The 24513-nt window shown below is 62.8% G+C and carries 22 protein-coding genes and 1 pseudogene; 7 read left to right on the top strand and 16 right to left on the bottom strand.

Going from position 1 to position 24513, the window contains the following annotated elements; translation table 11 throughout:
• Positions 1 to 46 precede the first annotated feature (46 nt).
• The 8 genes and pseudogenes from MHI61_RS28075 to MHI61_RS28040 form a co-directional block, all read right to left on the bottom strand.
• Positions 47 to 1656 (bottom strand): annotated as a pseudogene (locus MHI61_RS28075) (ABC transporter substrate-binding protein).
• Between the two features lie 63 nt (positions 1657 to 1719).
• Positions 1720 to 2433: an HAD-IA family hydrolase gene (locus MHI61_RS28070; protein WP_239793256.1), complete on the bottom strand. Its 714-nt coding sequence runs from the start codon at positions 2431 to 2433 to the stop codon at positions 1720 to 1722.
• A 219-nt stretch (positions 2434 to 2652) separates the two neighbouring features.
• Positions 2653 to 4029 carry an aspartate aminotransferase family protein gene (locus MHI61_RS28065; RefSeq protein ID WP_239793255.1) on the bottom strand — a complete coding sequence of 459 codons (1377 nt, stop codon included), beginning with the start codon at positions 4027 to 4029 and terminating at the stop codon, positions 2653 to 2655.
• Positions 4030 to 4042: 13 nt separating this feature from the next.
• The gene (locus tag MHI61_RS28060) at positions 4043 to 4879 is read right to left on the bottom strand and encodes a GNAT family N-acetyltransferase (protein WP_239793254.1); all 837 of its coding nucleotides are present in this window, start codon (positions 4877 to 4879) and stop codon (positions 4043 to 4045) included.
• A gap of 180 nt (positions 4880 to 5059) precedes the next feature.
• Positions 5060 to 6340: a 3-oxo-tetronate kinase gene (gene otnK, locus MHI61_RS28055; RefSeq protein ID WP_239793253.1), complete on the bottom strand. Its 1281-nt coding sequence runs from the start codon at positions 6338 to 6340 to the stop codon at positions 5060 to 5062.
• Positions 6341 to 6343: 3 nt separating this feature from the next.
• Positions 6344 to 7120: a 2-oxo-tetronate isomerase gene (gene otnI, locus MHI61_RS28050; RefSeq protein ID WP_239793252.1), complete on the bottom strand. Its 777-nt coding sequence runs from the start codon at positions 7118 to 7120 to the stop codon at positions 6344 to 6346.
• Between the two features lie 11 nt (positions 7121 to 7131).
• Positions 7132 to 8076, bottom strand: a complete 945-nt coding sequence (gene ltnD / locus MHI61_RS28045) for an L-threonate dehydrogenase (RefSeq protein WP_239793251.1) — start codon at positions 8074 to 8076, stop codon at positions 7132 to 7134.
• A gap of 69 nt (positions 8077 to 8145) precedes the next feature.
• Complete coding sequence (locus tag MHI61_RS28040; protein ID WP_239793250.1) at positions 8146 to 9462, bottom strand: MFS transporter; 1317 nt, start codon at positions 9460 to 9462, stop codon at positions 8146 to 8148.
• 242 nt (positions 9463 to 9704) lie between these two features.
• Here MHI61_RS28040 and MHI61_RS28035 point away from each other — a divergent pair, with 242 nt between their 5' ends.
• From MHI61_RS28035 to MHI61_RS28020, 4 genes are all read left to right on the top strand, one after another.
• Complete coding sequence (locus MHI61_RS28035) at positions 9705 to 10703, top strand: LacI family DNA-binding transcriptional regulator (RefSeq protein ID WP_239793398.1); 999 nt, start codon at positions 9705 to 9707, stop codon at positions 10701 to 10703.
• A 16-nt stretch (positions 10704 to 10719) separates the two neighbouring features.
• Positions 10720 to 11388, top strand: a complete 669-nt coding sequence (locus MHI61_RS28030) for an aldolase (RefSeq protein ID WP_239793249.1) — start codon at positions 10720 to 10722, stop codon at positions 11386 to 11388.
• 195 nt (positions 11389 to 11583) lie between these two features.
• Positions 11584 to 12252 (top strand): haloacid dehalogenase type II, encoded by a 669-nt coding sequence (locus tag MHI61_RS28025; RefSeq protein ID WP_010032957.1) that lies wholly within the window; start codon positions 11584 to 11586, stop codon positions 12250 to 12252.
• 13 nt (positions 12253 to 12265) lie between these two features.
• Complete coding sequence (locus MHI61_RS28020) at positions 12266 to 13540, top strand: FAD-binding oxidoreductase (protein WP_239793248.1); 1275 nt, start codon at positions 12266 to 12268, stop codon at positions 13538 to 13540.
• A gap of 94 nt (positions 13541 to 13634) precedes the next feature.
• On the opposite strand, the gene MHI61_RS28015 is transcribed toward MHI61_RS28020, so the two are convergent.
• The 6 genes from MHI61_RS28015 to argE all read right to left on the bottom strand — a co-directional run bounded on the left by MHI61_RS28015 (position 13635) and on the right by argE (position 20250).
• Positions 13635 to 15092: an NAD-dependent succinate-semialdehyde dehydrogenase gene (locus tag MHI61_RS28015; RefSeq protein ID WP_239793247.1), complete on the bottom strand. Its 1458-nt coding sequence runs from the start codon at positions 15090 to 15092 to the stop codon at positions 13635 to 13637.
• 54 nt (positions 15093 to 15146) lie between these two features.
• Positions 15147 to 16190, bottom strand: coding sequence for a tartrate dehydrogenase (locus MHI61_RS28010; RefSeq protein WP_239793246.1), 1044 nt, complete (start codon positions 16188 to 16190; stop codon positions 15147 to 15149).
• Between the two features lie 9 nt (positions 16191 to 16199).
• Positions 16200 to 17663 (bottom strand): aldehyde dehydrogenase family protein, encoded by a 1464-nt coding sequence (locus MHI61_RS28005; protein ID WP_239793245.1) that lies wholly within the window; start codon positions 17661 to 17663, stop codon positions 16200 to 16202.
• A gap of 124 nt (positions 17664 to 17787) precedes the next feature.
• Positions 17788 to 18141 (bottom strand): cupin domain-containing protein, encoded by a 354-nt coding sequence (locus MHI61_RS28000; RefSeq protein ID WP_239793244.1) that lies wholly within the window; start codon positions 18139 to 18141, stop codon positions 17788 to 17790.
• A 37-nt stretch (positions 18142 to 18178) separates the two neighbouring features.
• Complete coding sequence (locus tag MHI61_RS27995; protein ID WP_239793243.1) at positions 18179 to 19102, bottom strand: glyoxylate/hydroxypyruvate reductase A; 924 nt, start codon at positions 19100 to 19102, stop codon at positions 18179 to 18181.
• Between the two features lie 23 nt (positions 19103 to 19125).
• Positions 19126 to 20250, bottom strand: coding sequence for an acetylornithine deacetylase (gene argE, locus MHI61_RS27990; protein WP_239793242.1), 1125 nt, complete (start codon positions 20248 to 20250; stop codon positions 19126 to 19128).
• A gap of 268 nt (positions 20251 to 20518) precedes the next feature.
• Here argE and MHI61_RS27985 point away from each other — a divergent pair, with 268 nt between their 5' ends.
• On the top strand, positions 20519 to 21214 hold the full coding sequence (locus MHI61_RS27985) for a GNAT family N-acetyltransferase (RefSeq protein WP_239793241.1): 696 nt from the start codon (positions 20519 to 20521) through the stop codon (positions 21212 to 21214).
• 115 nt (positions 21215 to 21329) lie between these two features.
• Here the strand turns inward: MHI61_RS27985 and MHI61_RS27980 are convergent, their stop codons facing one another.
• Together MHI61_RS27980 and MHI61_RS27975 are read right to left on the bottom strand one after the other, a co-directional pair.
• Positions 21330 to 21533 carry a hypothetical protein gene (locus tag MHI61_RS27980; RefSeq protein WP_239793240.1) on the bottom strand — a complete coding sequence of 68 codons (204 nt, stop codon included), beginning with the start codon at positions 21531 to 21533 and terminating at the stop codon, positions 21330 to 21332.
• Between the two features lie 250 nt (positions 21534 to 21783).
• The gene (locus MHI61_RS27975; RefSeq protein WP_239793239.1) at positions 21784 to 22095 is read right to left on the bottom strand and encodes a hypothetical protein; all 312 of its coding nucleotides are present in this window, start codon (positions 22093 to 22095) and stop codon (positions 21784 to 21786) included.
• 286 nt (positions 22096 to 22381) lie between these two features.
• On the opposite strand from MHI61_RS27975, the gene MHI61_RS27970 reads away from it, so the two are divergent.
• Both MHI61_RS27970 and MHI61_RS27965 read left to right on the top strand, forming a co-directional pair.
• Complete coding sequence (locus MHI61_RS27970; protein ID WP_239793238.1) at positions 22382 to 23287, top strand: LysR substrate-binding domain-containing protein; 906 nt, start codon at positions 22382 to 22384, stop codon at positions 23285 to 23287.
• Between the two features lie 57 nt (positions 23288 to 23344).
• Positions 23345 to 24502 (top strand): HPP family protein, encoded by a 1158-nt coding sequence (locus tag MHI61_RS27965; RefSeq protein ID WP_239793237.1) that lies wholly within the window; start codon positions 23345 to 23347, stop codon positions 24500 to 24502.
• Positions 24503 to 24513 lie beyond the last annotated feature (11 nt).

Raw genomic sequence — 24513 nt, 5'->3', positions numbered from 1 at the left:
AGGCGAGGATGGCCGGGAACAATCCCGTTCCCGGCCAGGTGCCTCGTCAGGATTCCAACCAGATATATTCCGGGAAGGAATAGCCCATCATTCCGCCGAGCGGGTTGGACTCAAGGCCCTTGACCTTGGACGACACCGCATCAACGTTGGAGAGATAGGCCGGTATGATGGTGCCGGCTTCTTCCGACACCATGACCTGCATTTCGTTGTAAATCTCCCGGCGCTTCGCCTGATCGAGCGAGCCGCGGGCCTCGATAAGCATTCGATCGAACTTCTCTGACTTGTACTGGCTCTCGTTCCAAGGCGCGTCAGACGCATAGAGAAGCGAGAACAATATGTCGGGTGTCGGACGCGGATTGATATTGCCGAAGTGGATCGGCGCTTTGAGCCAGTAATTGTCCCAGTAGCCATCGGACGGTACGCGCTGGACGTCAAGCTTCATACCGATTTCGGCGCCGGCGGCCTGGACAATCATCGCCATGTCGATTGCGGAATTGGCTGCGTCGGAGGCAATAACAGGGATCGACTGGCCGAGAAGGCCTGCCTTCTCGAATAGGAACTTCGCTTTTTCCGGATCGAATGCCTTCGGCTTCAGGTCGGCATTGTAATAGAAATTGGCCGGCGAGATCGGCTGGTCATTGCCGATTTCGGCAAAGCCTCGCAAGGCCGATTTCTGAATCTGCTCGCGGTTGATCAGATATTTCATGCCCTCCACGAAGCCCTTCTTGTCGCCGGGAGACATGTCCAGGCGGATGTTCAGATCCGTGTAATTGCCGGACGTCGTTTTGGAGAGGAAGAAGCCGTCTTTGCCATCCATCAGACGCACGGATCGTGGATTGATGGCTGCGGCGAGGTGAATATCGCCCGAGAGCAGCGCATTAATGCGCGCATTGTCCTCGCTGATGGCAAAGAACTCAAAGAATCAACGTTCGGGTGGTTGGTCTTCCAGTAGTTTTTGTTCTTCAGCCCGATCGAGCGGACGCCGGGCTCAAAAACTTCCCGCACAAAGGCGCCGGTGCCATTGCCTTTGGAAAAATCGGTTGTGCCGTCGGCAACGATCATGAAGTGGTGCATGCCGAGAATCGTCGGCAGATCGGCATTGGGGTTTTCCAGCGTAATCTCGACGGTTAGTTTATCGACCGCTTTGAAGCCAGTCATTTGCTTGGCGATCTTGGCAACCTTGGAGCCGACCGCCGGGTCGAGATGGCGCTTCATCGAGAAGACCACATCGTCGGCAGTGAGCGGCTTGCCGTCATGGAACGTTACGCCGCTGCGCAGCTTGATCGTCCAGACTTTCGCATCGCCGCTTTCGATAGATTCGGCGAGTTCCATCCGCGGCGTACCGTCCGACTGGATATAGGTGAGACGGTTGTAGAAGGCGCAGCAGCGGACATAGTCAGTGGAGAGCGATGCCTTGGCGGGGTCGAGCGTGTCGGCCGTCGAGGACGACCAGCCGGCCGCCTTCAGCGCCCCGCCGGAAACAGGCGTGGCGGCAAGCGCCTTGCTGGCGCGACCGAGCACGAGCCCGCCGGCGGACATGGCCACGCCGCCCGCAAGCATCATATGCAGCAGCTCACGACGGGTGGCGCCGCGACGGATGGCGGTTTCGACCATGGCGTCGTCGGATCTGGTCCAATTGGTGATCTTGTCGTTCATCTCATTCCCCTTTTCTTCTGTGGCGGGCGGCCGTGCTGGGCGAGCCCGATCCGGTTTTAAAAATCAGGCGCGCTCGGCGGCCACGGCACCGGCAAGGCCGGCCATGGACGTGAAATGATAGTCGGGTGTGGTGAACTCGGCCGGCTCGATCGTGCCGCCGTAACCCTTCTCAGCGTGCCGCCGCTCGATCCAGCAATTGGTCAGTCCGAGCTTCCTGGAGATACCGATATCGTGATGCTGGCTCTGGGCGACATGCAGGATGTCATCCTTCGAATGCCCTTCCGATGCGATGTAGGCGAAGACCGCCTCGAAGAAGGCGGGGTCGGGTTTCTCGGTCCCGGTATCGTCGGCGGTGAAGGTGGCGTGGAAAGGATTGCCGAGCTCCTTCTCGAAGAAAGCGAAGGCCCAGCGGCGGGCATTGGTCATCGCAACGAGGCGGTAATTTTTCGCCAGGGTTCCCAGTGCTGCGGCGCTGTCTGCGAAGCCCTTCCAGCTTTTCGCCGAGTCCCGCAGCCGCTCGCCATATTTGCGATCGGCTGGAAGACCGAGCGTCGGCGCGATTGTGAGGTAGACGCGCACGAGGTCGTCGGGAAAGAGGTCTGCGTCGTCGGAATAGCGGGCCTCGCGATAGAGGCTGAGGGCGCGTTCGCCATCGATATCATTTCCTGTTTCGGCCGCGATCTCGGCGAGACAGGCCTTGATGCCGCCCTCGAAGTCGATGAGCGTGCCGACGACGTCGAAGGTCATATACTTGAAATCCGAAAGGCTCTTGCTCACGCGCATTCCCCAGTGTTCGGCTCCCATGGGAGCACGCTTCTCAAAGAAGAATATTCTGTTCCCGGCGGGATCATCGTCCCGCTCTTGTATGGAAGGCCCGCCTTTGCCGGGATCAAGGCCTTTCGTCGATTTCAGTTTGTCACCTGCACTGCGCCGGATTCTCTGAAAAGACGCCATGAAGCGGCACAAAATACCGAATCCGGCAGTTTCGCGGTATTCTCAAGCCCGCAGCGCCCGGCGCACATCCGGGTCCTCAAGCGTCTCGTCCAGCGTGATGCGCGTGCGCTCGACGATCGCATCGATTTCCGTTCCGGTGCAGCATAGCGGCGGCGCATAACCGAGGACGCCGTTGGCGAAGGCGCGGATGACGAGGCCGTTCTCCCAGGCGCGATCGAAGATGCGGCGGGCGGGTTCAGCGGATGGCGGCAGCGGCGTCCTGTTGCCTTTGTCGACCACCAGTTCCACGGCCGCGAGCATGCCGCGGCCACGGACATCGCCCACGAGTGGGTGATCTCTCAGCGATTGGAGGCCCTGCATCAGCCGCGCGCCAGCCCTGACGCCATTGTCGAGGAGGCCGTTTTCGTAAAGCTTCAAGACTTCGAGGCCGACGGCGGCGCTGACGGGGTGGGCCGAATAGGTGTAGCCGTGACCGATGGCGGTGGCACCGGCGCTCTCGGCAATCGTTTCATAGATGTGATCGGCCATGAACACGGCACCCATCGGGACATAGCCGGAGGTGAGGCCCTTGGCGGTCGTCATGAAATCGGGGACGACCTCTTCCTCGCTGCAGGCAAAAAGCGGCCCGGTGCGGCCAAAGCCGGTGATCACCTCGTCTGCCACAAAAAGGATGTCGTGCTCGCTGCAGAATTCGCGCATCGCCTTCAACCAGCCTTTCGGCGGTACGAGGACGCCGCCCGAACCCTGGATCGGTTCGACGTAGAAGGCGGCGACTCGCTCCGGCCCGATCGCCTCGACCTTGCTTTTCAGCGCCGCGAGCGAGGCCTCGATGATCGCCTGTGGATCATCGCCGACGGGGTTGCGGTAGGCGTAGTGAGACGGAATCTTATGCTGCCAGTCGAAGGGAACGCCGAAGCCGGCATGGAAGGCAGGCAGTGCGGTCAATCCCGCACCCGCCGTCGAGGAGCCGTGATATCCCTGTTCGACCGAGATGAACTGGTCGCGCTCGGGACGGCCTCGGGCATTCCAGTAGTAGCGGATGAACCGGATCGTGCTGTCCACTGCGTCGGAGCCGCCGAGGGTGAAGTAGACATGGTTGAGATCGCCTGGCGCCCGATCGGCGAGTTCCGAGGCAAGTCGGATCGCCGGCTCAGAGCCGAGGCCGAAATAGGCCGTTGCGTACGGAAGCTCCCGCATCTGCCGGGCCGCTGCCTCGACGATGCTCTCGTGGCCGTAACCGGCATTGACGCACCAGAGGCCGGCGAAGCCGTCGATCAGCTGTTTGCCGGAGGCGTCGGTGACCGTTGCGCCCTTGGCCGAGGCCAGCACGCGCACGCCATGTTTTTCATGACTGCGGTAGGAGGCTACCGGATGGATGAGATGGGCGCGGTCGAGTTCGATGAGCGAGTTGGCGTACATGGGGGTCTCCAAATCAGCCGAGCGCCTGGCTGGCAAGGGCGAAGGTGGTGGCAGCAGGGGCGGCGGCTTGGCCGACCGATGAATTCTTCATTGCGATGCCGCCGCCGACCTCGGCGAAGCCGTGTTCGGCGAGCCATGGGGAAAGTCCGGCCGCGGCCGTGGTGTCCACCCTGAGGAAGCGTCCTGGCCGCCTGGCGACGTGATGTTCGATGAGTTTCCTGGCGTCCTCGATATTCGCAGCAACCACGGGTCCGATCACCTCGCCGCGCCCGAAGGCGCGCAGGCAGCAGAAGCCCTGCACGCCGCCGTCGCGACGAATGACCGCGAACTCGCCGACCTTGGCGAGATAGGAGAGCAGGTCTTCGCGGTCGGCGCCGAAGGCAAGGCGATCGAGTGCCATGATGGCAGGGAGATCGTCGGCAGCGGCGGCGTCCGTGCCGGCCGGCGCAGGAATGTTTCCGGCAAGACCCTGGTGCTGCAGCACGGTTCCGGTTTCGTGGAAACCAAGCTTTTGATAGAGCGGCAGGCCGGCCGTCGTCGCGACCAGTCTCAGCGGCCGGTCGTCTGCGATCCGCAGCGCTGCGTCCATCAGGCTGCGGCCGAGGCCGCGCCCGCGCATCGTTTCGTCGACGATGTCCATGTTGATCGTCGCGCAATCTTGCTTGTATGGCGTGACGAGCACGGTGCCGACGACCCTGTCGTCTTCGATTGCGACTATCCCCTCGCTCAAGGCGAGGGCCATCTGCCAGTCTTCCGTCCGATGCGGCCAGCCGGCCTTGCGGGAGAGCGCGACGGCGGCGTCCAGATGTTCGGGCCTGAATGCGGCGATTTCGATTTGACGTGTTTGCATGGGCCGTCCTTGATGTCCTGCCCGCCAGTCTGCCGGAGCGCCGGCGGGCAGATCGTCTGAAGGCCGTGGTTCAGGCAGTATCTTATGGCTTTGCGATCACGGGTCGCCGCATCTTATGCTGGGGATGAAGGCCGCTCCATACATTGCCCTGCATCGCGTGTGCTGCAGGCCAAAGAGCTGTCACTGCATCATCGCCAGCGCTGCGGCGAAGAAATCTTCGCCGCCGAAATTTCCTGATTTCAACGCCAGAAGCATATCGCCCTGCGCATTGCCGACGGTGCGCAGCACCGGCACGCCGGGAGCAATTTCGGGGCCGATCAGAAATGCCGGGATGGCGAGCTTGTCGACTGCGGCTCCCGAGGTTTCGCCGCCTGCGACCACGAGGCGTCGCACGCCTCTCTCCACCAGCTCGGCGGCGATGATCGACGTGGCGGTCTCGATCGCGTAGCCGGAGGCCTCCCGCCCAAATTGCGATTGCAGCCGGGAGACGGTTTCGGGCGCCGCGCTCGCGGCGACCACCACCGGGCCGGCTGAAATGCGATCTCCGGCCCAGGAAATCGCCGCGGCGATCTCATCCGGACCGGCGGCCAGTAGCCGCTCCGGATCAAGCCGCAGCACGGGCATCAATCGCTCGGCGACCTCGAGCTGGCGCAGCGTCGCGTGCGAACAGCTGCCGGCAATGATCGCCGAAAGCCCGCCCACAGGGCGAATGGCGTCTTCAGCTGTGGTGCGGCCGGATATCCGACCGGAGCGGACGAGCGCGCGGGCAAGGCCGAGGCCGAGGCCGGACGCGCCGGTGGATACCGGCGTCTCCAATGCGACTTCGCCCAGCGTTTCCAGATCCCGCTCGAAAATCGCGTCGGCGATAGCCATGGTCACGCCCGTCGTGGACAACGCGTCGAGCTTCGCCTTGGCGGCGGCCGGTCCGGCCGCGATGGCCGCGAGATCGATCAGTCCGACGGCGCCGCGCGATTGCCGGGCGAGAACGCGCACGAGATTGGCGTCGTGCATCGGGTTGAGCGGATGGTCCTTGAGCGAGCTTTCGTTCAACGGCTGGCCCCCAACGAAGAGATGGCCGAGATAGACGGTGCGCCCCGTCTCCGGAAAGGCCGGTGTAACCAGCACACCGGCGCCGCCCGCCGCCTCGCTCAAGGCCTCGGTAACGGGACCGATATTGCCCGCATCGGTGGAATCGAAGGTCGAGCAGATCTTGTAAAGCACATGGCCCGCGCCCTGCTGGCGCAGCCAGCGCTCCGCTTTGGTCGCAGCGGTTACGGCCTCCGAAGCCGGAACGGAGCGGATCTTCAGCGAAACGACCACCGCATCGACATCCGGCAGCGCGAGTGACGGATCGGGAATGCCGACCGTCTGCACCGTGCGCAGGCCGTTTTTCGTCAGCGTGTTGGCGAGATCGGACGCGCCGGTATAGTCGTCTGCGATCGATCCAAGCGAAATAGCCATCGTCTAGCTCCGTGCAAAAGGTTTGAACCAGCCAAGGCCGTCAAGTGTCTGGCCGCGCGGGACATATTCGCAGCCGATGAAACCGTCGTAACCCAGGCGGTCGATTTCGCCGAACAGGTAGGGATAGTTCAGTTCCTCCCCGTCCGGTTCGTTGCGCGACGGCACGCTGGCGATCTGGATATGGCCTGTGATCGGCAGCAGGCGTCGCAACGCCATGGCGACGTCGCCATGGATGATCTGGCGGTGATAGATGTCGAATTGCAGCTTCAGGTTCGGCAGGTCGGATTCGGCGATCAGCCGCTCGGCTGCGGCGAAGTCGTTGAGGAAGTATCCCGGCATGTTGCGCCCATTGATCGGCTCCAGCAGGAGATCGATGCCTTTTTCCGCAAGCCGGCCGGCAGTGTAGGCGACGGAGCGCCGGTAGGAGGAGGCGGCCTCCTGATCATGAGGGTCGGCGATACCCGCCATCAGGTGTAATCGCCTGACGCCCGTTGCTGCCGCATAGTCCAATGCCCGCTCGACATTCGCTTTGAGATCGTCGAATCGTCCGGGAAGAGCCGCGATGCCGCGCTCGCCCGCACCCCAGTTGCCCGGCGGCAAATTGAACAAGGCTTGCCGCAGATTGTTGCGGGCAAGCCGTTCGGCGATGGCCTCCGGTGCAGCCTCATAGGGGAAGAGGTATTCGACGGCGGAAAATCCCGCATCGGCTGCGGCGTCGAAGCGGTCGAGGAATTCCCATTCGTTGAACATCATCGTCAGGTTGGCGGCGAAAGCGGGCATATCGATATTCCTTATCGGCTCTGCGGTTCTTTGACCGGGCCGGGCAATTGCGCGCCGGAAAGCTGGGCATAGAGCCGGGCGAGCGAGGAATCGTCGTCACGGCCCATGCCGGCGCCGGCGGCCGCCAGGTACATCTGCAGGGCCGCTGCCGCGAGCGGTGCCGGATAACGCTCTGAACGGGCCATATCCTGGACGATGCCGAGATCCTTGACAAAGATCTCGATGCTGCTGAGCGGCGTATAGTCTCCGGCCAGCACGTGCGGGACACGATTTTCGAACATCCAGGAATTGCCGGCCGAGGCGGTGATGACTTCATAAACCTTGGCGAGGTCGAGGCCCTGCTTGGCGGCAAAGCTTATCGCCTCGCATGCGGCTGCGATGTGCACGCCGGCGAGAAGCTGGTTGATCATCTTGAACGCAGCGCCCGTTCCGGCGGCGCCGCCGAGCTCGTAGACCTTGCCGGCCATGGCATCGAGGGCGGGGCGGGCCGTATCGAAAGCCTGCCGCGAGCCGGAAGCCATGATCGTCAGCTCGCCAAGCGCGGCCTTGGCCGCGCCACCTGAAATCGGCGCGTCGAGATAGTGCAGGCCGAGGGCCTCCGTCCGCCCCGCCAGATCGCGTGCAACGGCTGGATCCATGGTTGCCGACGAGATGAAGACGGCGCCAGGCTTCATCGTATCCGCAGCGCCCTGCGGTCCGAACAGCACGGTCTCGGTCTGCGCGCCGTTGACCACCACGGAGACGACAATGTCGGCGTCCTTGGCGGCGTCGGCTGGGGTCGCCGCGCCACGCCCGCCTTCGGCGGCGAAGCGGTCCACCGCTGCCGGGGTTATGTCATATCCAACGACATCGAGACCTGCGCGCTTCATGGACCGGGCCATTCCCAGCCCCATGGAACCAAGACCGATAACGGCCACGACGACGGCAAGGCCCGGGCTTTCAGCAAGCGGTGTCATGAGGAGGTTCTCCAGTCTCGTGAGGAAAGATCCGTGCCCCTCCGGAAGCCGTCCCGGAGGGGCTGTGGTTTAGCGATTGACGGTTTTCGCGGGGACCGTCAACACGGCCAGCGAACCGATGACCAGTGCGGCCGCCAACAGATACATGCCGGCGCTGTTGTTGCCGGTGAAGTCCTTGAGATAGCCGACTAGAAACGGTCCGAGGAACCCGGCGAGATTGCCGACCGAATTGATCCAGGCGATGCCGGCCGCAGCGCCCGTGCCGGCGAGGAAAGCGGTCGGAAGCGACCAGAAGAGCGGTGCGCAGCTGATGGCACCCGCAGCGGCCAGCGAGAGGCAGATGATCGACACCGTCGTGCTCGTCGCGATCGTTGCGGCAACGAAGCCGCCGGCGGCGATGAGAGCCGGAACGACGAGGTGCCACCGGCGTTCGCGCAGCCTGTCGGCAGAACGCCCGAGCGCCAACATCGCGACGAATGTGCAGATATAGGGAATAGCGGAGATGAGGCCGATGTTGAGATTTCCGCTGACGCCCGACGCCTTGACGATGGTCGGCATCCAGAAATTCAGGCCATATTGCCCGAGCACGAAGCAGAAATAAATCAGGCACATCAGCCAGACGCGACGGTCGGTCAGCGTGCCCGAGATGCTGTGCGGGCTTGCTGTCTTGGCTTGATTCTCCGCTTCGATATTGGCCGTCAGCACCCGCTTTTCCTCATCGTCCAGCCACGTCGCGTCAGCGATCCTATCATCAAGATAAAAGAACGTCGCGATGCCGAAAAGAATGGCCGGAGCGGCTTCGATCAGGAACATCCATTGCCAGCCGGAAAGCCCGTGCGTTCCGTGAAAGCCGTCCATCAGAAGGCCCGAAAGCGGATTGCCGAAAATGGCGGATACCGGGATTGCGGACATGAAGGTGGTGATGATCTTGGCGCGGCGATGCGCCGGATACCAGGATGTCAGATATAAAATGATGCCGGGGAAAAATCCTGCCTCGGCCACGCCCAGCAGGAAACGCAGGACATAGAAGACGGTTTCCGACGAGGTGAACATGAAGGCCGCGGAGATGACGCCCCAGGTGATCATGATGCGGGCGATCCAGACCCGCGCGCCGACCTTGTTCATGATGATATTGCTGGGCACTTCAAACAGAAAATAGCCGATGAAGAAAATACCGGCGCCGATTCCATAGGCAGCTTCCGAGAGGCCGAGCTCGCTCGACATCTGCAGCTTGGCGAAGCCGACATTGACGCGGTCGAGATAAGCGACGACGTAACACAACATCAAAAACGGCACGATGCGCCAAAATACCTTGCCATAGGCCCGGTCTTCGGTCGCCTCTGCGGGATATGCGCCAGCGATTGGCGCCTCTGTATGCAGCGTCATGATTCTCTCCTCCGATCGTTGCCGCGGTCTCCGACAGGTCCTCCCGCGGCACGCTGAGCCGCTTTGGCAGCGCTGCCATTCTGGTTAACTTATTTTGGCAGCGCTGCCAACCGCAATTTGGCAGCGCTGCCAAAAAAATCTTGCTTCTTGCCTGAAGTAGTGAAAAATGAAGCCCGCCTAGCGAGGGTGTTGTCAGACCGCTTCGCGCCGGAAGCTGCCTCATGTCGGGTTCAAAATTGACTATGGAATTCAAACACCAGGCGACGGTCACCCTTGCGGAGGTCGCAGAAGCGGCCGGCGTCGGCGAGAGCACGGTGTCGCGCGTGCTGCGCAATCATGGCTCGTTTTCAGGCAAGACCCGGGAGCGGGTGATGGCCGCCGTCGAACGGTTGGGCTATGTGCCGAACCGGATCGCCGGAACGCTGGCCTCCACCGGTTCGCGCCTCGTCGCTTTTGTCATTCCTTCGCTGTCCAACATCGTCTTTCCCGATGTGCTGCGCGGCGCTAGCGCCGTTCTGGAGCAAAACCGATATCAGGCGGTTTTTTCGGTCACCGACTATGATCCGGGCAAGGAGGAAGCGCTCGCCGCCGCGATGCTCGCCTGGCGGCCGGCGGCGGTGATGCTGGCAGGATACGAACATACCGAAGGCACGGCGAAGATGCTGCGCGCCAGCGGCTGCCGGGTCGTGGAACTGCTCGATCTGGACGGGGATGCCCTCGACATCGCGGTCGGCTTCTCGAACCGTGCGGCCGGGCGGGAGAGCGCTGCCTTCCTGCTCAGGCGCGGCTACCGAAAGATCGGTTATGTCGGTCACGACCTGAACCGTGATACCCGCGCCGGCAAGCGCTTTTCCAGCTTTTGCGAAACGCTCGACGCCAACGGCACGCCCCTGGTCGACCACGAAATTCTTGGCGGCCCTTCCTCGGTGGAGAACGGCAGGTTGGGCCTGGAGCGACTGCTTGCACGGGCGACCGATCTCGATGCCGTCTATTTTTCCAATGACGACATGGCGTTGGGCGGTTACTTTCATTGTCTGGCGCAGGGGATTTCGATCCCGTCGCAGCTCGCCATTTTCGGCTATAACGGCCTCGATATCGGCCGGGCGATACCGCAGCCGCTGTCGACGATCCGGACGCCGCGCGTGGCGACGGGTGAGATAGCCGCGCAGCTGATCGTCGCCAACGCGCCGCCCCAGGCCGTCGATCTCGGCTTTGAACTGATCGAGGGGGCAACTGCCTGATATTGGAGGAAGTGTCATGTCCGACGCGCGCCAGCGTGAAGAAATCTGCCGATACGGCCGCTCGCTGTTCGAGCGCGGGCTGACGCCCGGCTCGTCGGGCAACATATCGTTGCGGCTGGAGGACGGCGGCTGGCTGGTCACGCCGACCAACGCCTCGCTCGGTTTTCTCGATCCGGCCCGTATTTCAAGGCTCGATGCCGAAGGCCGGCTCCTGTCCGGCGACAAACCGACCAAGGAAATCCCGCTGCACACCGCCCTCTACGACACACGCGGCAGCGCCCGCGCCATCGTCCATCTTCATTCCACCCATGCGGTGGCGCTGACAATGCTGCCTGAGATCGATCCGCGCGCCGCCTTGCCGCCGATGACGCCATATTATCTCATGCGCGCCGGCGAAACGGCGCTGGTGCCCTATTATCGCCCGGGCGATCCGGCGGTGGCCGATGCGATCCGCGGGCTGGCCGGCAAATATTCGTCGGTGCTTCTGGCCAATCATGGACCCGTCGTCGCCGGTGACACTCTGGAGGCGGCGGTTTTCGCAACCGAGGAACTGGAGGAAACGGCGAAGCTCTATCTGCTGCTGCGCAACCTCAATCCTCGCTTCCTCAGCCCGGAGCAGGTGGCCGATCTCGTCAAGACCTTCGGCCTCGATCTTCCCTCGCATCATCACCACGATCACGATTGAACCCGTCCTCGTTTCGTGGACCATCGAGCGTGACGGCATGATCCGTTTGCGGCAGCGCGCAACCTTCTGCCAAACCCCGCTTTCGATACGATAGATTCTGCTTCCGATGCCGCCAATTCAGGCAAGCCATGAGCAAAGCGGTGCCTATGATGGTGGACAGGTTTCCCCTAGTTCAGATCGTTCGAGGATATGCAGATGACCACATTCCGTCCGAAATACATCACCTTCGATTGCTACGGCACGCTGACCAATTTTCAGATGGCGGAAGCAGCCCGCGACCTTTACGGCGACCAGCTCGACGAGCCGCGCATGGCGGAGTTCATCAAGAATTTCGCCGCTTATCGTCTCGACGAGATCATGGGCGCCTGGAAGCCCTATGCGGAAGTCGTGCACAATTCGCTCGAGCGGACATGCAAGCGCAACGGCGTGACCTTTCGCGACGAAGCCGCGGAAATGATTTACGCGCGTGTACCGACCTGGGGTCCGCATCGCGACGTACCCGAGGGCCTTGCTAGGGTTGCGCGGGAAATTCCGCTGGTCATCCTGTCCAACGCCATGGACGCTCAGATCATGTCGAATGTCGAAAAGCTCGGCGCCCCCTTCCACGCGGTCTATACGGCTCAGCAGGCAAATGCCTATAAGCCGCGTTTCCAAGCCTTCGAATATATGTTCGATATGCTCGGCTGCGGGCCGCAGGACGTGCTGCACTGCTCGTCTTCCTTCCGCTACGATCTGATGTCGGCGCATGATCTCGGTATCAAGAATAAGGTCTGGGTCAATCGCGGCCACGAGCCGGCCAATCCTTATTACGGCTATGTCGAAATCCCTCACATCTCGGGCCTGCCTGGCGTCGTCGGCCTCTGACGGAGACAAGCGGATGCAGTTCCAATCCTACTGGCACGACACGGCCCGCGCTTTTGCCGATGCGGCCCAAGGTCCTGTCGAGGGACATTACGACGTCGCCATCATCGGTGCCGGCTTCACCGGGCTTGCCGCGGCGCGCCAGCTGGCGAAAGCCGGCGTCAAGGTCGTCGTGCTGGAGGCCGAACGCGTCGGCTGGGGAGCATCGGGACGCAATGGCGGCCATCTCAACAACGGACTTGCGCATAGCTTCCTGTCCGCCAAGGCCGCGCTAGGCCCTGAGCGGGCCGCTGCGCTCTACCGCGCGTTCGACGATTCCATCGATACGATCGAGACGATCATCACCGAAGAGGGGATCGACTGCGATTTCCGTCGTGCCGGGAAGCTGAAGCTTGCCTCCAAGCCGCAGCACTTCGAGGCGATTGCCCGCAATTTCGAAGCTGTGCACAGAGAAGTCGATCCGGACACGGCGCTTCTGACGGCAAACGAGCTGAAGAGCGAGGTCGGGTCGCCTTTCCATGGCGCCATGCTATCGAGGAAGAGCGCGATGATGCATATGGGCCGCTATGTCGCCGGGCTTGCAACCGCGGCCGTCCGCCACGGCGCGACGATCTACGAACAGGCTGCGGTGACCGCCCACAGGCAGGGTAACGGCCGCCACAGCCTTGAGACCGCGCGGGGCACCGTCACCGCCGATCACGTGCTGGTTGCGACCGGCGCCTACACGCCCTCGCTCTTCGGCTATTTCCGTCGTCGGATCATTTCCGTCGGCAGCTTCTTGATCGCAACCCGTCCGCTGAGCGATGCCGAAATCGCCGCGACGATGCCGGGAAACCGGACCTGCGTCACGTCGATGAACATCGGCAACTATTTCCGGCTGTCGCCGGACAAGCGGCTGATCTTCGGCGGTCGCGCCCGCTTTTCCGCCACGTCAGATCAACGATCGGACGCAAAGAGCGGCGATATTCTGCGTGCCAGTCTCGCCGAGATCTTCCCGCAGCTTGCCGGTGTCGAAGTCGATTATTGCTGGGGCGGTCTCGTCGATATGACCAAGGACCGTTATCCGCGTGCCGGCTATGTCGACGGCGTTTGGTACGCCATGGGATATTCCGGCCACGGCGCCCAGCTTTCCACCCATCTCGGCATGATCATGGCCGATGCCATGATGGGCAAGGCGGACCGCAATCCGGTAAAAGGGCTTGAATGGCCCGCCGTTCCCGGTCATTTCGGCAAGCCATGGTTCCTGCCGATGGTCGGGCTTTATTACAAGACGCTTGATCGCTTCAAGTAAGCGGCGCACACGCGAGAGCGGTTCGATCTTTCCAGAACATAGATGTAGCAAGGGCGCCGGAATGAATTTCCGGCGCCCGTTGTTTTTGCGCGGGTCAGGAAAGCCCGCCGATGTGGAAGCTCTTCACTTCCAGATATTCCTCGATGCCGCATTGCGCGCCCTCGCGACCGAGGCCGGATTGCTTGACGCCGCCGAACGGGGCGACCTCGGTGGAAATAGCACCGGTGTTGAGGCCGATCATGCCGAATTCGAGCGCTTCGCCGACACGCCAGGAGCGCTTCAGGCTCTCGGTGTAGAAGTAGGCGGCAAGGCCGAAGGGGGTGGCATTGGCGATGCGGATCGCCTCTTCCTCTGTGTCGAAGCGAAAGAGCGGCGCAACCGGCCCGAATGTCTCTTCGCTGGCGAGCTGCATGTCGGTCGTCGCACCGCCAAGCACCATCGGCGCCGCATATTGATCGCCGGCCGGCATCGAACCCGCCGTGGCGAGGATTTTTGCTCCCTTTTCGACCGCGTCGTCGACGTGACGCTTGATCTTCTCGATCGCGGCCTTGTTGATCATCGGCCCGATATCCGTACCAGCATCCGTACCGGCCCCGACCTTCATGGCCGCGACCCGCGCGCCAAGTTTGGCGGCAAAGGCCTCGTAAACGCCGGACTGGACGAGAAGGCGGTTGGCGCAGACGCAGGTCTGGCCGCCATTGCGGAATTTCGAGGCGACTGCGCCTTCCACGGCAAGATCGAGATCGGCGTCGTCAAAAACGATGAAGGGCGCATTGCCGCCGAGTTCGAGGCTGAGCCGCTTGACGCTGTCGGCCGCGCCGCGCATCAGCAGCGAACCGACGCGGGTCGAGCCGGTGAAAGAAATCTTGCGGACGGTCTGGTTGGCCATCAGTTCGTCGCCGATGCCGGCCGGCATGCCGGTGACGATATTGATCACGCCTTTGGGGATGCCGGCGCGCTCCGCCAGGACGCCCAGCGCCAACGCCGAAAATGGAGTCAAATCCGATGGCTTGATGACAACAGTGCAGCCCGCCGCGAGCGCCGGTCCCACCTTGCGGGTGATCATCGCATTGGGAAAATTCCACGGCGTGATGATCGCCGATACCCCAACGGGCTCCTTGAGGACGACGATGCGCCGATCTGCTGTCGGTGAGGGAATGGTTGTGCCGCCGATGCGGCGCGCCTCCTCGGAAAACCATTTGACGAACGAGGCGCCGTAACGGATTTCGCCGCGCGCTTCGGCAAGCGGCTTGCCCTGTTCCCTGGTGAGGATCAGCGCCAGGTCCTCGATATTGTCGAGCATCAGATCATGCCAGGCTTCCAGCAAGGCGGCGCGCTCGGCATGGGTCTTTGCCCGCCATGGGCCAAAGGCTTTTTCCGCCGCCGCGATTGCGGCCCGCGTATCGGCTCCGTCCATATCGGGCACCGTGCCCAGCACGTGCTGCGTCGCCGGGTCGGCCACCTCGATCGTGCGCCCCGCTGCGGCCCCGCACCATTCGCCGTCGATGAGACCTTGCTGGCGAAGCAGGCTGCCGTCTCTCAATCCGTTCATTTTCTCCCCTTTCGTCAAAGCTCTTTTAAATTACTGCCCAGTTTGCGCGACGCGCTAACCGAGTGCGGAAAGCACCGATGCCATGATCGCGTCGGTTTTGTCTTTGCCGGGAATTGCGCCGATGCCGCGCGCCGTCGTCGCCTCGATGGCGGCCATCACCTTTCCGGCGGCGGTCGTCTCGCCGAGATGTTCCAGCATCATCGCGCCCGACCATATGGCGGCGATCGGATTGGCGATCCCGAGATGAGCGATGTCGGGCGCCGAACCGTGGACGGGTTCGAACATGGAGGGCGCCGATCGATCGGGATTGATGTTGGCGGATGCCGCAAAGCCGAGCCCGCCTTGGATCGCGGCGCCAAGGTCGGTCAGGATATCGCCGAACAGGTTGGAGGCGACCACGACATCGAGGCTTTCGGGCGCCATGACCATGCGGGCGGCCATGGCGTCGATATGATAGCTGGTCACTTCGACATCGGGATATTCCGCAGCGAGGCCGTGGGTGATCTCGTCCCAGAAGACCATCGAATGTTTCTGCGCGTTGGATTTCGTCACCGAGGCAAGCTTGCCGCGCCGCCGGCGCGCCTGCTCGAAGCCGAAACGCAGGATGCGCTCGACCCCTGTGCGGGTGAAGATCGCGGTCTCGACAGCCACTTCGTTGTCCGTGCCCTGATGGACGCGGCCGCCGGCGCCTGAATATTCGCCCTCGGTGTTTTCACGGATGCAGAGGATGTCGAAGCCGTCGGACCGCAACGGCCCCTGTACGCCCGGCAACAGTCGGTGCGGGCGGATATTGGCATATTGCACGAAGGCCTTGCGGATGGGCAGGAGCAGCCCATGCAGCGATACGGAATCCGGCACTTTTCGCGGCCACCCGACGGCGCCGAGCAGGATGGCCTCGAAAGACCGCAGTGTCTCGATGCCGTCGGCCGGCATCATGCTGCCATTTTCGAGATAATAGTCGCAGGACCAGGGGAGGCGGGTTGCCTCAAGAGAAAACCCGCTCGATCCGGCCGTCTTTTCGAGCACGGCCCAGGCTGCTTCCGTCACGTCGCGGCCGATGCCGTCTCCGGGCAGAAGGGCGATTTTGTAAGTCTTCATCGCAGCTCCTTAAAGGCTGATGAGCACGCTCTTGCTCTTGCGGTTGGCGTGATAGGCTTCGCGGCCGAGATCCTTGCCGATGCCCGACTGTTTGTAGCCGCCGGTTGGCAGGATATGGTCGCGCGAGCGGCCGTAGCGGTTGACCCAGACGGTGCCGGCCTGCAGGCGGCGGGTGAGGCGGATCGCCCGCGCGAGATCGCGGGTGAAGAGACCGGCGGCCAGCCCATAGGATGGATGGTCGGCCAGCGTCAGCGCCTCCTCCTCATCCTCGAAGGTCTGGATGGTCAGCACCGGTCCAAAGATTTCCTCGAGAACCGCCGGCGATGTTGCCGTCACACCGGAAATCAGCGTCGGTGCGTAGAAATAACCTTCGCGGTCGAGCCGGCCGCCGCCCGTGAGGCATTCGGCCCCGCCCTCGATCGCGGCCCGGATTATGCCATCCATGCGGGCGATCTGGCGTTCGGAAATGACGGGCGAATAGTCGGTCGTTTCCTCCCAGGTGGGACCTGGACGGATTGCCGCCAATCTCTCGAGAAGCGCGGCTGCGAGCCCGTCCGCCACCTTCGCCTCGACGATAAGGCGGGACCCGCAAACACAGGCCTGGCCGGCATTGGACAAAATGCTGCCGGCAATCGCGCCTGCTGCGAGATCGAGATCGGCGTCGGCGAAGACCAGCTGAGGGCTCTTGCCGCCGAGTTCCAGCGTCATCGGCTTCACGCCGGTTCGGGCGATATTGGCCATGATCGCCGCGCCGGCTGCGGTCGAGCCGGTGAAGCTGACCTTGGAAATGCCCGGATGTCCCGTGATTGCAGTTCCCGTGGTGGGGCCGTCGCCGAGGACGACGTTGACGAGGCCGGCGGGCAAGCCGGCCCGCACCGAAAGCTCGGCAAGATAGAGTGTCGAGAACGGTGTCATCTCCGATGGTTTCAATACCACCGCATTGCCCGCTGCCAGCGCCGGAGCGAGTTTCCACCCCGCCATCGACAATGGAAAATTCCACGGCGTGATCGCGCCGATGACGCCGTAGGGCTCCGTCACGATCATGCCGAAATTTTCGTCGTCGGTCGGGACGAGATCGCCGCCTTCCTTGTCGGCGAATTCGGCGAAGAAGCGGATCTGCTCGGCGGTGACGGCGATATCGCCGGGGACCAACTGGCCGACCGGTCGGGTCGAGGAGAGCGCTTCGAGCCTGGCGAGGGTCTCCGCTTCGGCTTCGATCAGGTCCGCCCAGCGCTGCAGCGCCTTGGTGCGCTCGCGCGGCCGCACGCCACCCCAATTGCTCGTCTTCAACGTTTTTTGGGCGGTTTCGACGGCGTGGTCGACAAGGGCATCGTCGGCAAGCGGGCAGCCTGCATAGGCCTTGCCGTCGGACGGGCGATGCATGTCGATGACGGCTTCGGCAGGAAGCAGCCGGCCGCCGATGAAATGTCCGACAGGCAAGGAAATCGTGTTCGGGTCGAAGCTGAGTGTCATCGCATGTCCTCAAGATGGGCTGAGACAAGCCTAACCGGGGAAAGCGAGCAGCATGCATCGACCGGCGGTGCTGAGGCGGTGAAAAATTGCGTTTTCGCCGCCGCCACCAGTCAATTCTACGGCGTCACGTCACGGTTACGTAGATCTTGCGCACCGTCTCGATCGTCTTCCAGACGCCGACGAAACCCGGCTTCAAGACAAAACTGTCGCCGGCCTTGTAGACCACCGGCTCGCCGCCGTCCGGCGTCAGTTCGACCAGGCCGGAAAGGATGTGGCAGAACTCGAACGTCTCGCCTTTGATCGAACGCGTCTCGCCGGGCGTTGCCTCCCACACGCCGGTATGAATACTCTCTGCGCGGGCGACATCCTGCGCCCAGGTCTTGAAGGTGGGATTGCCCGAGATCAGGCGCTCGGGAAGGGGGCCGGACTCGCGCGGCGCGTGGGATGGGTTGGTGTCAATCGTCTTGAGCAGGGACATGGCTTTCCTTTCGGGGTTTACGTTTGGGGCGGATGATTCAGTAGCCGCGGCTGCGGTCGATCAGCCCGATCGGATCAAGGCCCGCCCGATGCCGTTTGATATTGTCGATCACGGCCGCCGCGGCGGTTTCGGGCTGGGTGACGCTGGCAATATGCGGCGTCAGCAGGATTTGCGGATGGCGCCAGAAGGCATGGTCCGCAGGCAGCGGCTCGGGATCGGTGACATCGACGACGGCGCCCGAGAGATGCCCGGCATCGAGCGCGTCGACGAGAGCCTGATGATCGAGCTGCGCGCCGCGGCCGACATGGACGAGCGCGGCGCCGGCCGGCAGCCTTGCGAAGAGCTCGGCATTCAGGAAGCCGCGGGTCTCCTCCGTCAGTGGCAGCAGGCAGACGAGAATGTCGGTGGTTGTAAGCAGGGTATGGAGACCTTCGCCGCCGCTCAGGCAGCGCACGCCGCCGATCGCGCGCGGGCTGCGGCTCCAGCCGGAAAGCGGGAAGCCGAAGGGTTGCAAACGTTCGAGCACCGCGCTTCCCAGCATGCCGAGACCGAGCACGCCGATGCGGCGTTCTGCGGCCTGTACCGGGTGGATCGGCTGCCAGAGCCCGCGTCGCTGCTGGTCGAGATAGGCCGGCAGGTCGCGATGGAGCGCAAGGACGGCGAGCGTCGCATATTCCTGCATCATCCTGACGATGCCGTCCTCGACCATCCGGACCACCTTGACCCGGGCCGGCACGGCATCGATGCAGAACTGGTCGATGCCGGCGCCGATCGAGAAGAGGATTTCGAGATTGCTGTAGCGCGCGAGATCGTCGGGCACGGTCCAGGTGATCAGGTAGCGCACAGCCTCCGGTTCGACCGATGCCGGATTCATGGAAAAGGCGATGTCGGGCAGTTCGCGCGCGAAGGCTTCGGCGAACATGGCGCCGCGCTTTGCGTCGGAATTGAAGAGAAAGGTCATTGCATCGGCTCCTTAATAGCAAATCAGGCGGTGCAGCGGCGGGCGAGGGCTTCGACCATTGCCTGGCAGGCCAGGAGTTCGCCGGCGAGAATGAATTCGTCCGGCTTGTGGGCCCGGCCGATATCGCCCGGCCCGCAGATGATCGCATCAATGCCGGCGCGCTGGAAAAGGCCGGCCTCGGTGCCGTAGCTGACGGCGGCAAGCGGTTCGATGCCGGTCAGTTCGCCAAGCAGGCGCGCAAGCGGCGCATCGGCGGCAAGCGATAAGGCCGGATAGGCGCTGAGTTCGCGCCATTCGACCTCGAAGCCGCGATGCGGCAGCGCCTCGGCCGCCGCTCGCAGCGGCGCCAGCAGTATGGCCGGATCGATGCCGGAAATGGCTCTTGCCTCGAACTCGGCCTCGCAAGTGTCGGGAATGATGTTGACCGCCTGGCCGCCCTTCAACGTGCCGACCTGAAGAGACGAATAGGGCGGCTCGAACACATCTTCGAATGGGCCGTGTGTCAGCCGGGCGGCTTCGGCATTGGCGCAAGCCAGGACGCTGCTCATGGCATGGATCGCGTTCAGTCCTTGGTCCGGGCGGGAGGAATGGCCGGACCGGCCCCTGACCGTCAGCCGGGCGGCGGCCTTGCCCTTATGGGCGCGGACTGCCCGCATGCCGCTCGGCTCGCCGATGATCGCGCCAAGCGGGGGCGCACAGAGGTCCGGCAGGCGTGCGATCATGTGCGGGACGCCGCGGCAGCCGGCCTCCTCATCGTAGGAGAAGGCGAGGTGGATTGGCCGACGGAGCCGCGTCGCCGCGAGCATCGGGACGGCGGCAAGAACGGCGGCGAGGAAACCCTTCATGTCGGTGGTGCCGCGGCCGTAGAAGCGGTCCGCTTCGGCGCGCAGGCGGAACGGGTCGCTGCTCCAGCCGGCCTCGGCGGCGGGAACCACGTCCATATGGCCGGAGAGGATATAACCCGGCACCTCGACCGGCCCGATCGTCGCGAAGAGGTTCGAGCGGTCACCCTCGGGGCCGGGAAGCTCGGTGGCGGCAATACCGTGACTTTTGAGATAGTGCCGGATCCAAGCGACGATTTCGCCGTTCGGCGTACCGACGACGGAGGGAAAGCCGACCAGCCTTTCGAGAATTTCAATTGCCTGCATGGGCGTCCTCACGGCACGGGATGTCGGGGTGCAACCGGGCTCTTGCGGTCAACGGCGTCGTCGGCCGGTCTGGGTCTGGCCTTTGACTGTATAGACCGGCCCAGGCTTTATTTGCCGAAAGCGCATCCGATTTTGGTCGATTGTTGTGTTTGCGCGGGCGTCGCCAGTGAATTGTATCGCGCGATCCGTCCTAATCTCGATAAGGCAGTTTTCCGTGGGGCGGCGTTTCCTGGGGGACGTTGCCAGAAAATGCGGCAGGAGGGTGGGAGTGAGCGCACTGACATCCGAATCCAGGTTTATCGACAGTTTCGAGACGCGCATTGCCGACATCGACAGCGTCGATATCGATAAGCTGCATGCGCTCTCAATGTCGGTCGCCTGGCCGCATCGCCGCGAAGACTGGCAGTTCTTGCGCGACTTCGGCCAGGGCATTGCGGCGATCGATGAAATCGGCCGCATCCTCGGCTCTGCGATGTGGTTTCCCTATGGCGACCGATTCGCGACGATCGGCATGGTCATCACCTCGCCGCGCCTGCAGGCCAACGGCGCCGGGCAATGGCTGATGGGCCACGCGCTCGATCAGGTTGCCGGGCGCAATCTCGGGCTGAACGCGACGCGGGCGGCGCGGCGCCTTTTCGTCCTGATCCGCGCCGGCCGGATCGAGGCCTTCTCGCTTTGCCGAAGGTTCGGGCGCGGCCATGTCATCGGTCCGGTCGTGGCAAGCAATCACGCCGATGCGATCGCCGTCGTCCACCCGCATGCTGTCGAGCATGCTGGAGCATTCTTGCGCCTCGATACACGCGAGAAAGGCGGGACATTTGCCGGTTTCCTCTCCCGCTGCGGTCTTCCCATTTATGATATCGTGACGACCATGTCGCGGGGCGACCCTTGGCTCCCGGTTCCGGGACGCCGAGGGATGCACGAGCCGAAGACCTATGCGCTCGTCAGTCACACGCTCGGCTGAGCTGGACGAGCTCTAAAGCGCGTCGCATCAAATATGATTCACGCAACGCGCTTTAGCTCTTTGTTTTATGCATGTCGCTGTCCCGGAACCGCTGCACACTTCCGGGTGACATGCATTAAGCACCGGGACTGAGGGGCAGCGATGCATGAGCCTGAGCGCGCTCGCACTCGGGCCGGAATGAGCGATATTGCCAGAAACCGTCCGGAGATTCTCGCCGGTATACGGTCTCGAGCCAATAGATGGTGTCGTCGAGCGGCAAGACGGGATACCAAGCATACCACTGCGACCAGATCTTTCTTCGCTGTTCGTTTCCTCTCATCGCCCCTCTCTTTCCTGAGCGGTCCGCTCCGACAAATATTCAGAGGATGAGAATAATATTACGAAACTATTCTTCTACGAAGATCCTTTTGGGATTAGTCAAAATTGTCCTTCACCCAATGAGGCAATTCCGCACGATATGGATGGGCACAACCTGTTTGCGAGGGAGTCTGCGAGCCGCGTGATGGAATGAGAACGACGTTCGCAACGGCTCCATCGCCGTCTGCCTGGTCACGAGGCAGAGCGGATGCTCAGTTGATCGAGCGCAGCCCGAGATAAGCGGCCAAGCAGACGGCGGAAAGGCTGATGGTCAGCCTGGGTCTGGCGTCGTCGAACATTGCCGCCAGCGAAAGGCAGAGCATCAGGATGACCGATTTCGCCCAAAGATCCTGATCGGAGAGGGTGAAGGCGACTGCCGCCAGAAAGACCGCACTAGCGACCATCGTGACGGGGGCGGATTTCGCGGCGAGATCACCGCCAGAAAAATACGGCAGGAGAAAACGTCGCATGCTCAAGCCTGAAGCGACGCTCAGAAGAAGGCAGGTCAAAATAAGGTGCAACATTGGTCGTCGACGATCGCTCTGCAGATAGCTTGCAGATGCAAACGTCATGCCAGCCGCAATTGCCCTGCCGCAGAGGCAAGGCTGAGACTTCTTTGGCTATTTCGGCGGCGGCACGATCCTTTTTTCGGCATCGCCGGCGTGTCCACGCGCTGAATAGCGCGCATGCAGCCCCGACAAGCCGGGATGGCGAGGCGGAACTGTGCGGCGCAGAAACCTGCTTGAGCGGATGCAATGATTTTTATATAGAGAATGATAAATCATCAAAATTCTGAAAAAGAGATTTTCATTGGATCTTTCCTCGATCGAGATATTCCTCGCCGTCGCCAGCGACCGGAGCGTTACAAAGGCCGCCAGGGCCGTCGGGCGGGTGCCGTCGAACGTGACGACACGTATCCAGCAGCTGGAGGAAGACCTCGGCGCTTGCCTGTTCAGCCGTGACGGCAAGAAGATGACGTTGACGCGGGAGGGCGAGACGTTTCTCACCTATGCCAACCGGCTTATGGCGCTTGCGCTCGAAGCGCGCCAAGCCGTACGGCCTCTCGCCCCATCGGGAACATTGCGAGTCGGAACGATGGAGAGCACGGCGGCAAGCAGGCTGCCGGCGGCGCTGACGCAATTCAACCAGATGTGGCCTGACGTGTCGCTGCATCTGACGATGGGGGCGTCCCGCGATCTCGCCCGCGATGTTCTGGCCGACGCACTGGATTGCGCCTTGATTGCCCGGCCACCGAAGACGATGCGCGAAGATGACCGCGATTTCGATGTCGAGCTCGAGGCGCTGGCGATGGAGACGGTCTTCGTTGAGGATCTGTTGATCGTGCTGCCGTCTGGGCATCCCGCCATCAAATCCGCCGCCGACCTGCGTGTCGGGGCGCTCGCCGCTTTGGAGCCCGGCTGCACCTATCGCAGGATCGCCGAAAACTGGGCGCGTCAATCGAGCGCCCTGCCGACGAGCGAGCTCGGCTCCTACCACGCGATCCTGGCGAGTGTTGCGACCGGCAATACCGCAGGCGTGATGCCGAAATCCGTGCTCGACCTCATGCACTGGCCGGCGGCTCTCCCGACCCATCAGCTCGGCCCCGTCGAGACGCTGCTAGTGTCCCGCAGGGATAGCCGCCCCAGCGCCTTCAGCGCCTTCCATGAAGTCCTCAGCGCGACCAAAGGCAGAGACATGAGGTTGGCGACAAACTAGTTTCTCCGTCTTCCTCTTTCGCCCGCCAGACAATCCTCGCTTCCAATTGGTCTTTGCATGCAATATCCCGTTTCTCCAAAGATGGGGCAGAGCCGTTTTCGCCGCTTTCGCCTGTTTTCGCCCATCCTGGCCGGTGCGACGTTAAGAGAGCGGCTGATCGCCTGTTTCGGCGCGTTGCTGGGCATCGGTCTCACCGGCGTCATCAGCGGCTATCTTTTCGGCCAGGGACCGCATCTTCCCTTGATCGTCGCGCCGATGGGCGCCTCGGCAGTGCTGCTTTTCGCAGTGCCGGCAAGCCCGCTGGCGCAACCATGGTCGATCATCGGCGGCAACACCATTTCCGCCATGATGGGCATCATTGCCGCTTACTTCATACGTGACCCGATCATCGCAACCGGCGTCGGAGTTTCACTGGCGATCGGCGCGATGTCGTTCACGCGATCCCTCCATCCGCCCGGAGGGGCTGCGGCGCTGACCGCAGTGCTCGGCGGTCCCGTCGTTGCCGGCTGGGGGTTCCTCTTTCCCTTCGTGCCCGTCGCCTTGAACTCCTGCATTCTCGTCGCGCTTGGCCTGCTGTTCCACAAGCTTTCCAAGCGGAATTATCCGCATGTCGTGCCGAAGCCGGCGGAGAATACCCATCAGACGGTCGACCTGCCGTCTGCGGTGCGGGTGGGCTTTCGCGAGGAGGATGTCGATGCCGCCCTGGAAGCGCTCGATGAAACCTTCGATATCGATCGGGCCGATCTCGGGCGGCTGCTGCAGCAGGTCGAGTTGCAAGCGGCCATCCGCTCCAACGGCAAGATCAGCTGTGCCGATATCATGTCGCGCGATGTGATCGCTATCGGCGAGGCTTCGGAACCGGATGCCGCACGGCATCTTCTCCTGAAGCATAATATCCGGACGTTGCCGGTGAAGGATCCGGAGGGCCGTCTCGTCGGCACCGTCGGCCTGCGGGAGTTGTTCGCGAGCGGCGATACGATTGCCCATGCGATCTCCAGGCCGGCGGTGGCGAGAGCTTCGGACGCCGCTCTGTCGCTGCTGCCCGTTCTGACGGACGGGCGCACGCATGCCGTCATCATTGTCGATGACGATCATCGGATCGTCGGCCTGATATCGCAGACCGATCTGCTGAGCGCCGTGGCGCGGCTGCTTCCGAGTGACGGTGAGGCGATCGCGACGGTGGCGCCACCCGTGCTGACATCAAATCACGCTTAATCGACGACGCG

Origin of the sequence: Rhizobium sp. K102, from assembly GCF_022385315.1 — a bacterium.
GTDB classification, from domain to species: Bacteria; Pseudomonadota; Alphaproteobacteria; order Rhizobiales; family Rhizobiaceae; genus Rhizobium; species Rhizobium croatiense.
This window is presented reverse-complemented; position numbering and strand designations above follow the sequence as displayed.

Excerpts from the sequence above, each read along its gene's own strand:
- MHI61_RS28065 (WP_239793255.1), bottom strand. The coding sequence starts at position 4,029 with ATGTACGCCAACTCGCTCATCGAACTCGACCGCGCCCATCTCATCCAT.
- MHI61_RS28060 (WP_239793254.1), bottom strand. The coding sequence starts at position 4,879 with ATGCAAACACGTCAAATCGAAATCGCCGCATTCAGGCCCGAACATCTG.
- otnK (WP_239793253.1), bottom strand. The coding sequence starts at position 6,340 with ATGGCTATTTCGCTTGGATCGATCGCAGACGACTATACCGGCGCGTCC.
- otnI (WP_239793252.1), bottom strand. The coding sequence starts at position 7,120 with ATGCCCGCTTTCGCCGCCAACCTGACGATGATGTTCAACGAATGGGAA.
- ltnD (WP_239793251.1), bottom strand. The coding sequence starts at position 8,076 with ATGACACCGCTTGCTGAAAGCCCGGGCCTTGCCGTCGTCGTGGCCGTT.
- MHI61_RS28040 (WP_239793250.1), bottom strand. The coding sequence starts at position 9,462 with ATGACGCTGCATACAGAGGCGCCAATCGCTGGCGCATATCCCGCAGAG.
- MHI61_RS28035 (WP_239793398.1), top strand. The coding sequence starts at position 9,705 with ATGGAATTCAAACACCAGGCGACGGTCACCCTTGCGGAGGTCGCAGAA.
- MHI61_RS28030 (WP_239793249.1), top strand. The coding sequence starts at position 10,720 with ATGTCCGACGCGCGCCAGCGTGAAGAAATCTGCCGATACGGCCGCTCG.
- MHI61_RS28025 (WP_010032957.1), top strand. The coding sequence starts at position 11,584 with ATGACCACATTCCGTCCGAAATACATCACCTTCGATTGCTACGGCACG.
- MHI61_RS28020 (WP_239793248.1), top strand. The coding sequence starts at position 12,266 with ATGCAGTTCCAATCCTACTGGCACGACACGGCCCGCGCTTTTGCCGAT.
- MHI61_RS28015 (WP_239793247.1), bottom strand. The coding sequence starts at position 15,092 with ATGAACGGATTGAGAGACGGCAGCCTGCTTCGCCAGCAAGGTCTCATC.
- MHI61_RS28010 (WP_239793246.1), bottom strand. The coding sequence starts at position 16,190 with ATGAAGACTTACAAAATCGCCCTTCTGCCCGGAGACGGCATCGGCCGC.
- MHI61_RS28005 (WP_239793245.1), bottom strand. The coding sequence starts at position 17,663 with ATGACACTCAGCTTCGACCCGAACACGATTTCCTTGCCTGTCGGACAT.
- MHI61_RS28000 (WP_239793244.1), bottom strand. The coding sequence starts at position 18,141 with ATGTCCCTGCTCAAGACGATTGACACCAACCCATCCCACGCGCCGCGC.
- MHI61_RS27995 (WP_239793243.1), bottom strand. The coding sequence starts at position 19,102 with ATGACCTTTCTCTTCAATTCCGACGCAAAGCGCGGCGCCATGTTCGCC.
- argE (WP_239793242.1), bottom strand. The coding sequence starts at position 20,250 with ATGCAGGCAATTGAAATTCTCGAAAGGCTGGTCGGCTTTCCCTCCGTC.
- MHI61_RS27980 (WP_239793240.1), bottom strand. The coding sequence starts at position 21,533 with ATGAGAGGAAACGAACAGCGAAGAAAGATCTGGTCGCAGTGGTATGCT.
- MHI61_RS27975 (WP_239793239.1), bottom strand. The coding sequence starts at position 22,095 with ATGTTGCACCTTATTTTGACCTGCCTTCTTCTGAGCGTCGCTTCAGGC.
- MHI61_RS27965 (WP_239793237.1), top strand. The coding sequence starts at position 23,345 with ATGCAATATCCCGTTTCTCCAAAGATGGGGCAGAGCCGTTTTCGCCGC.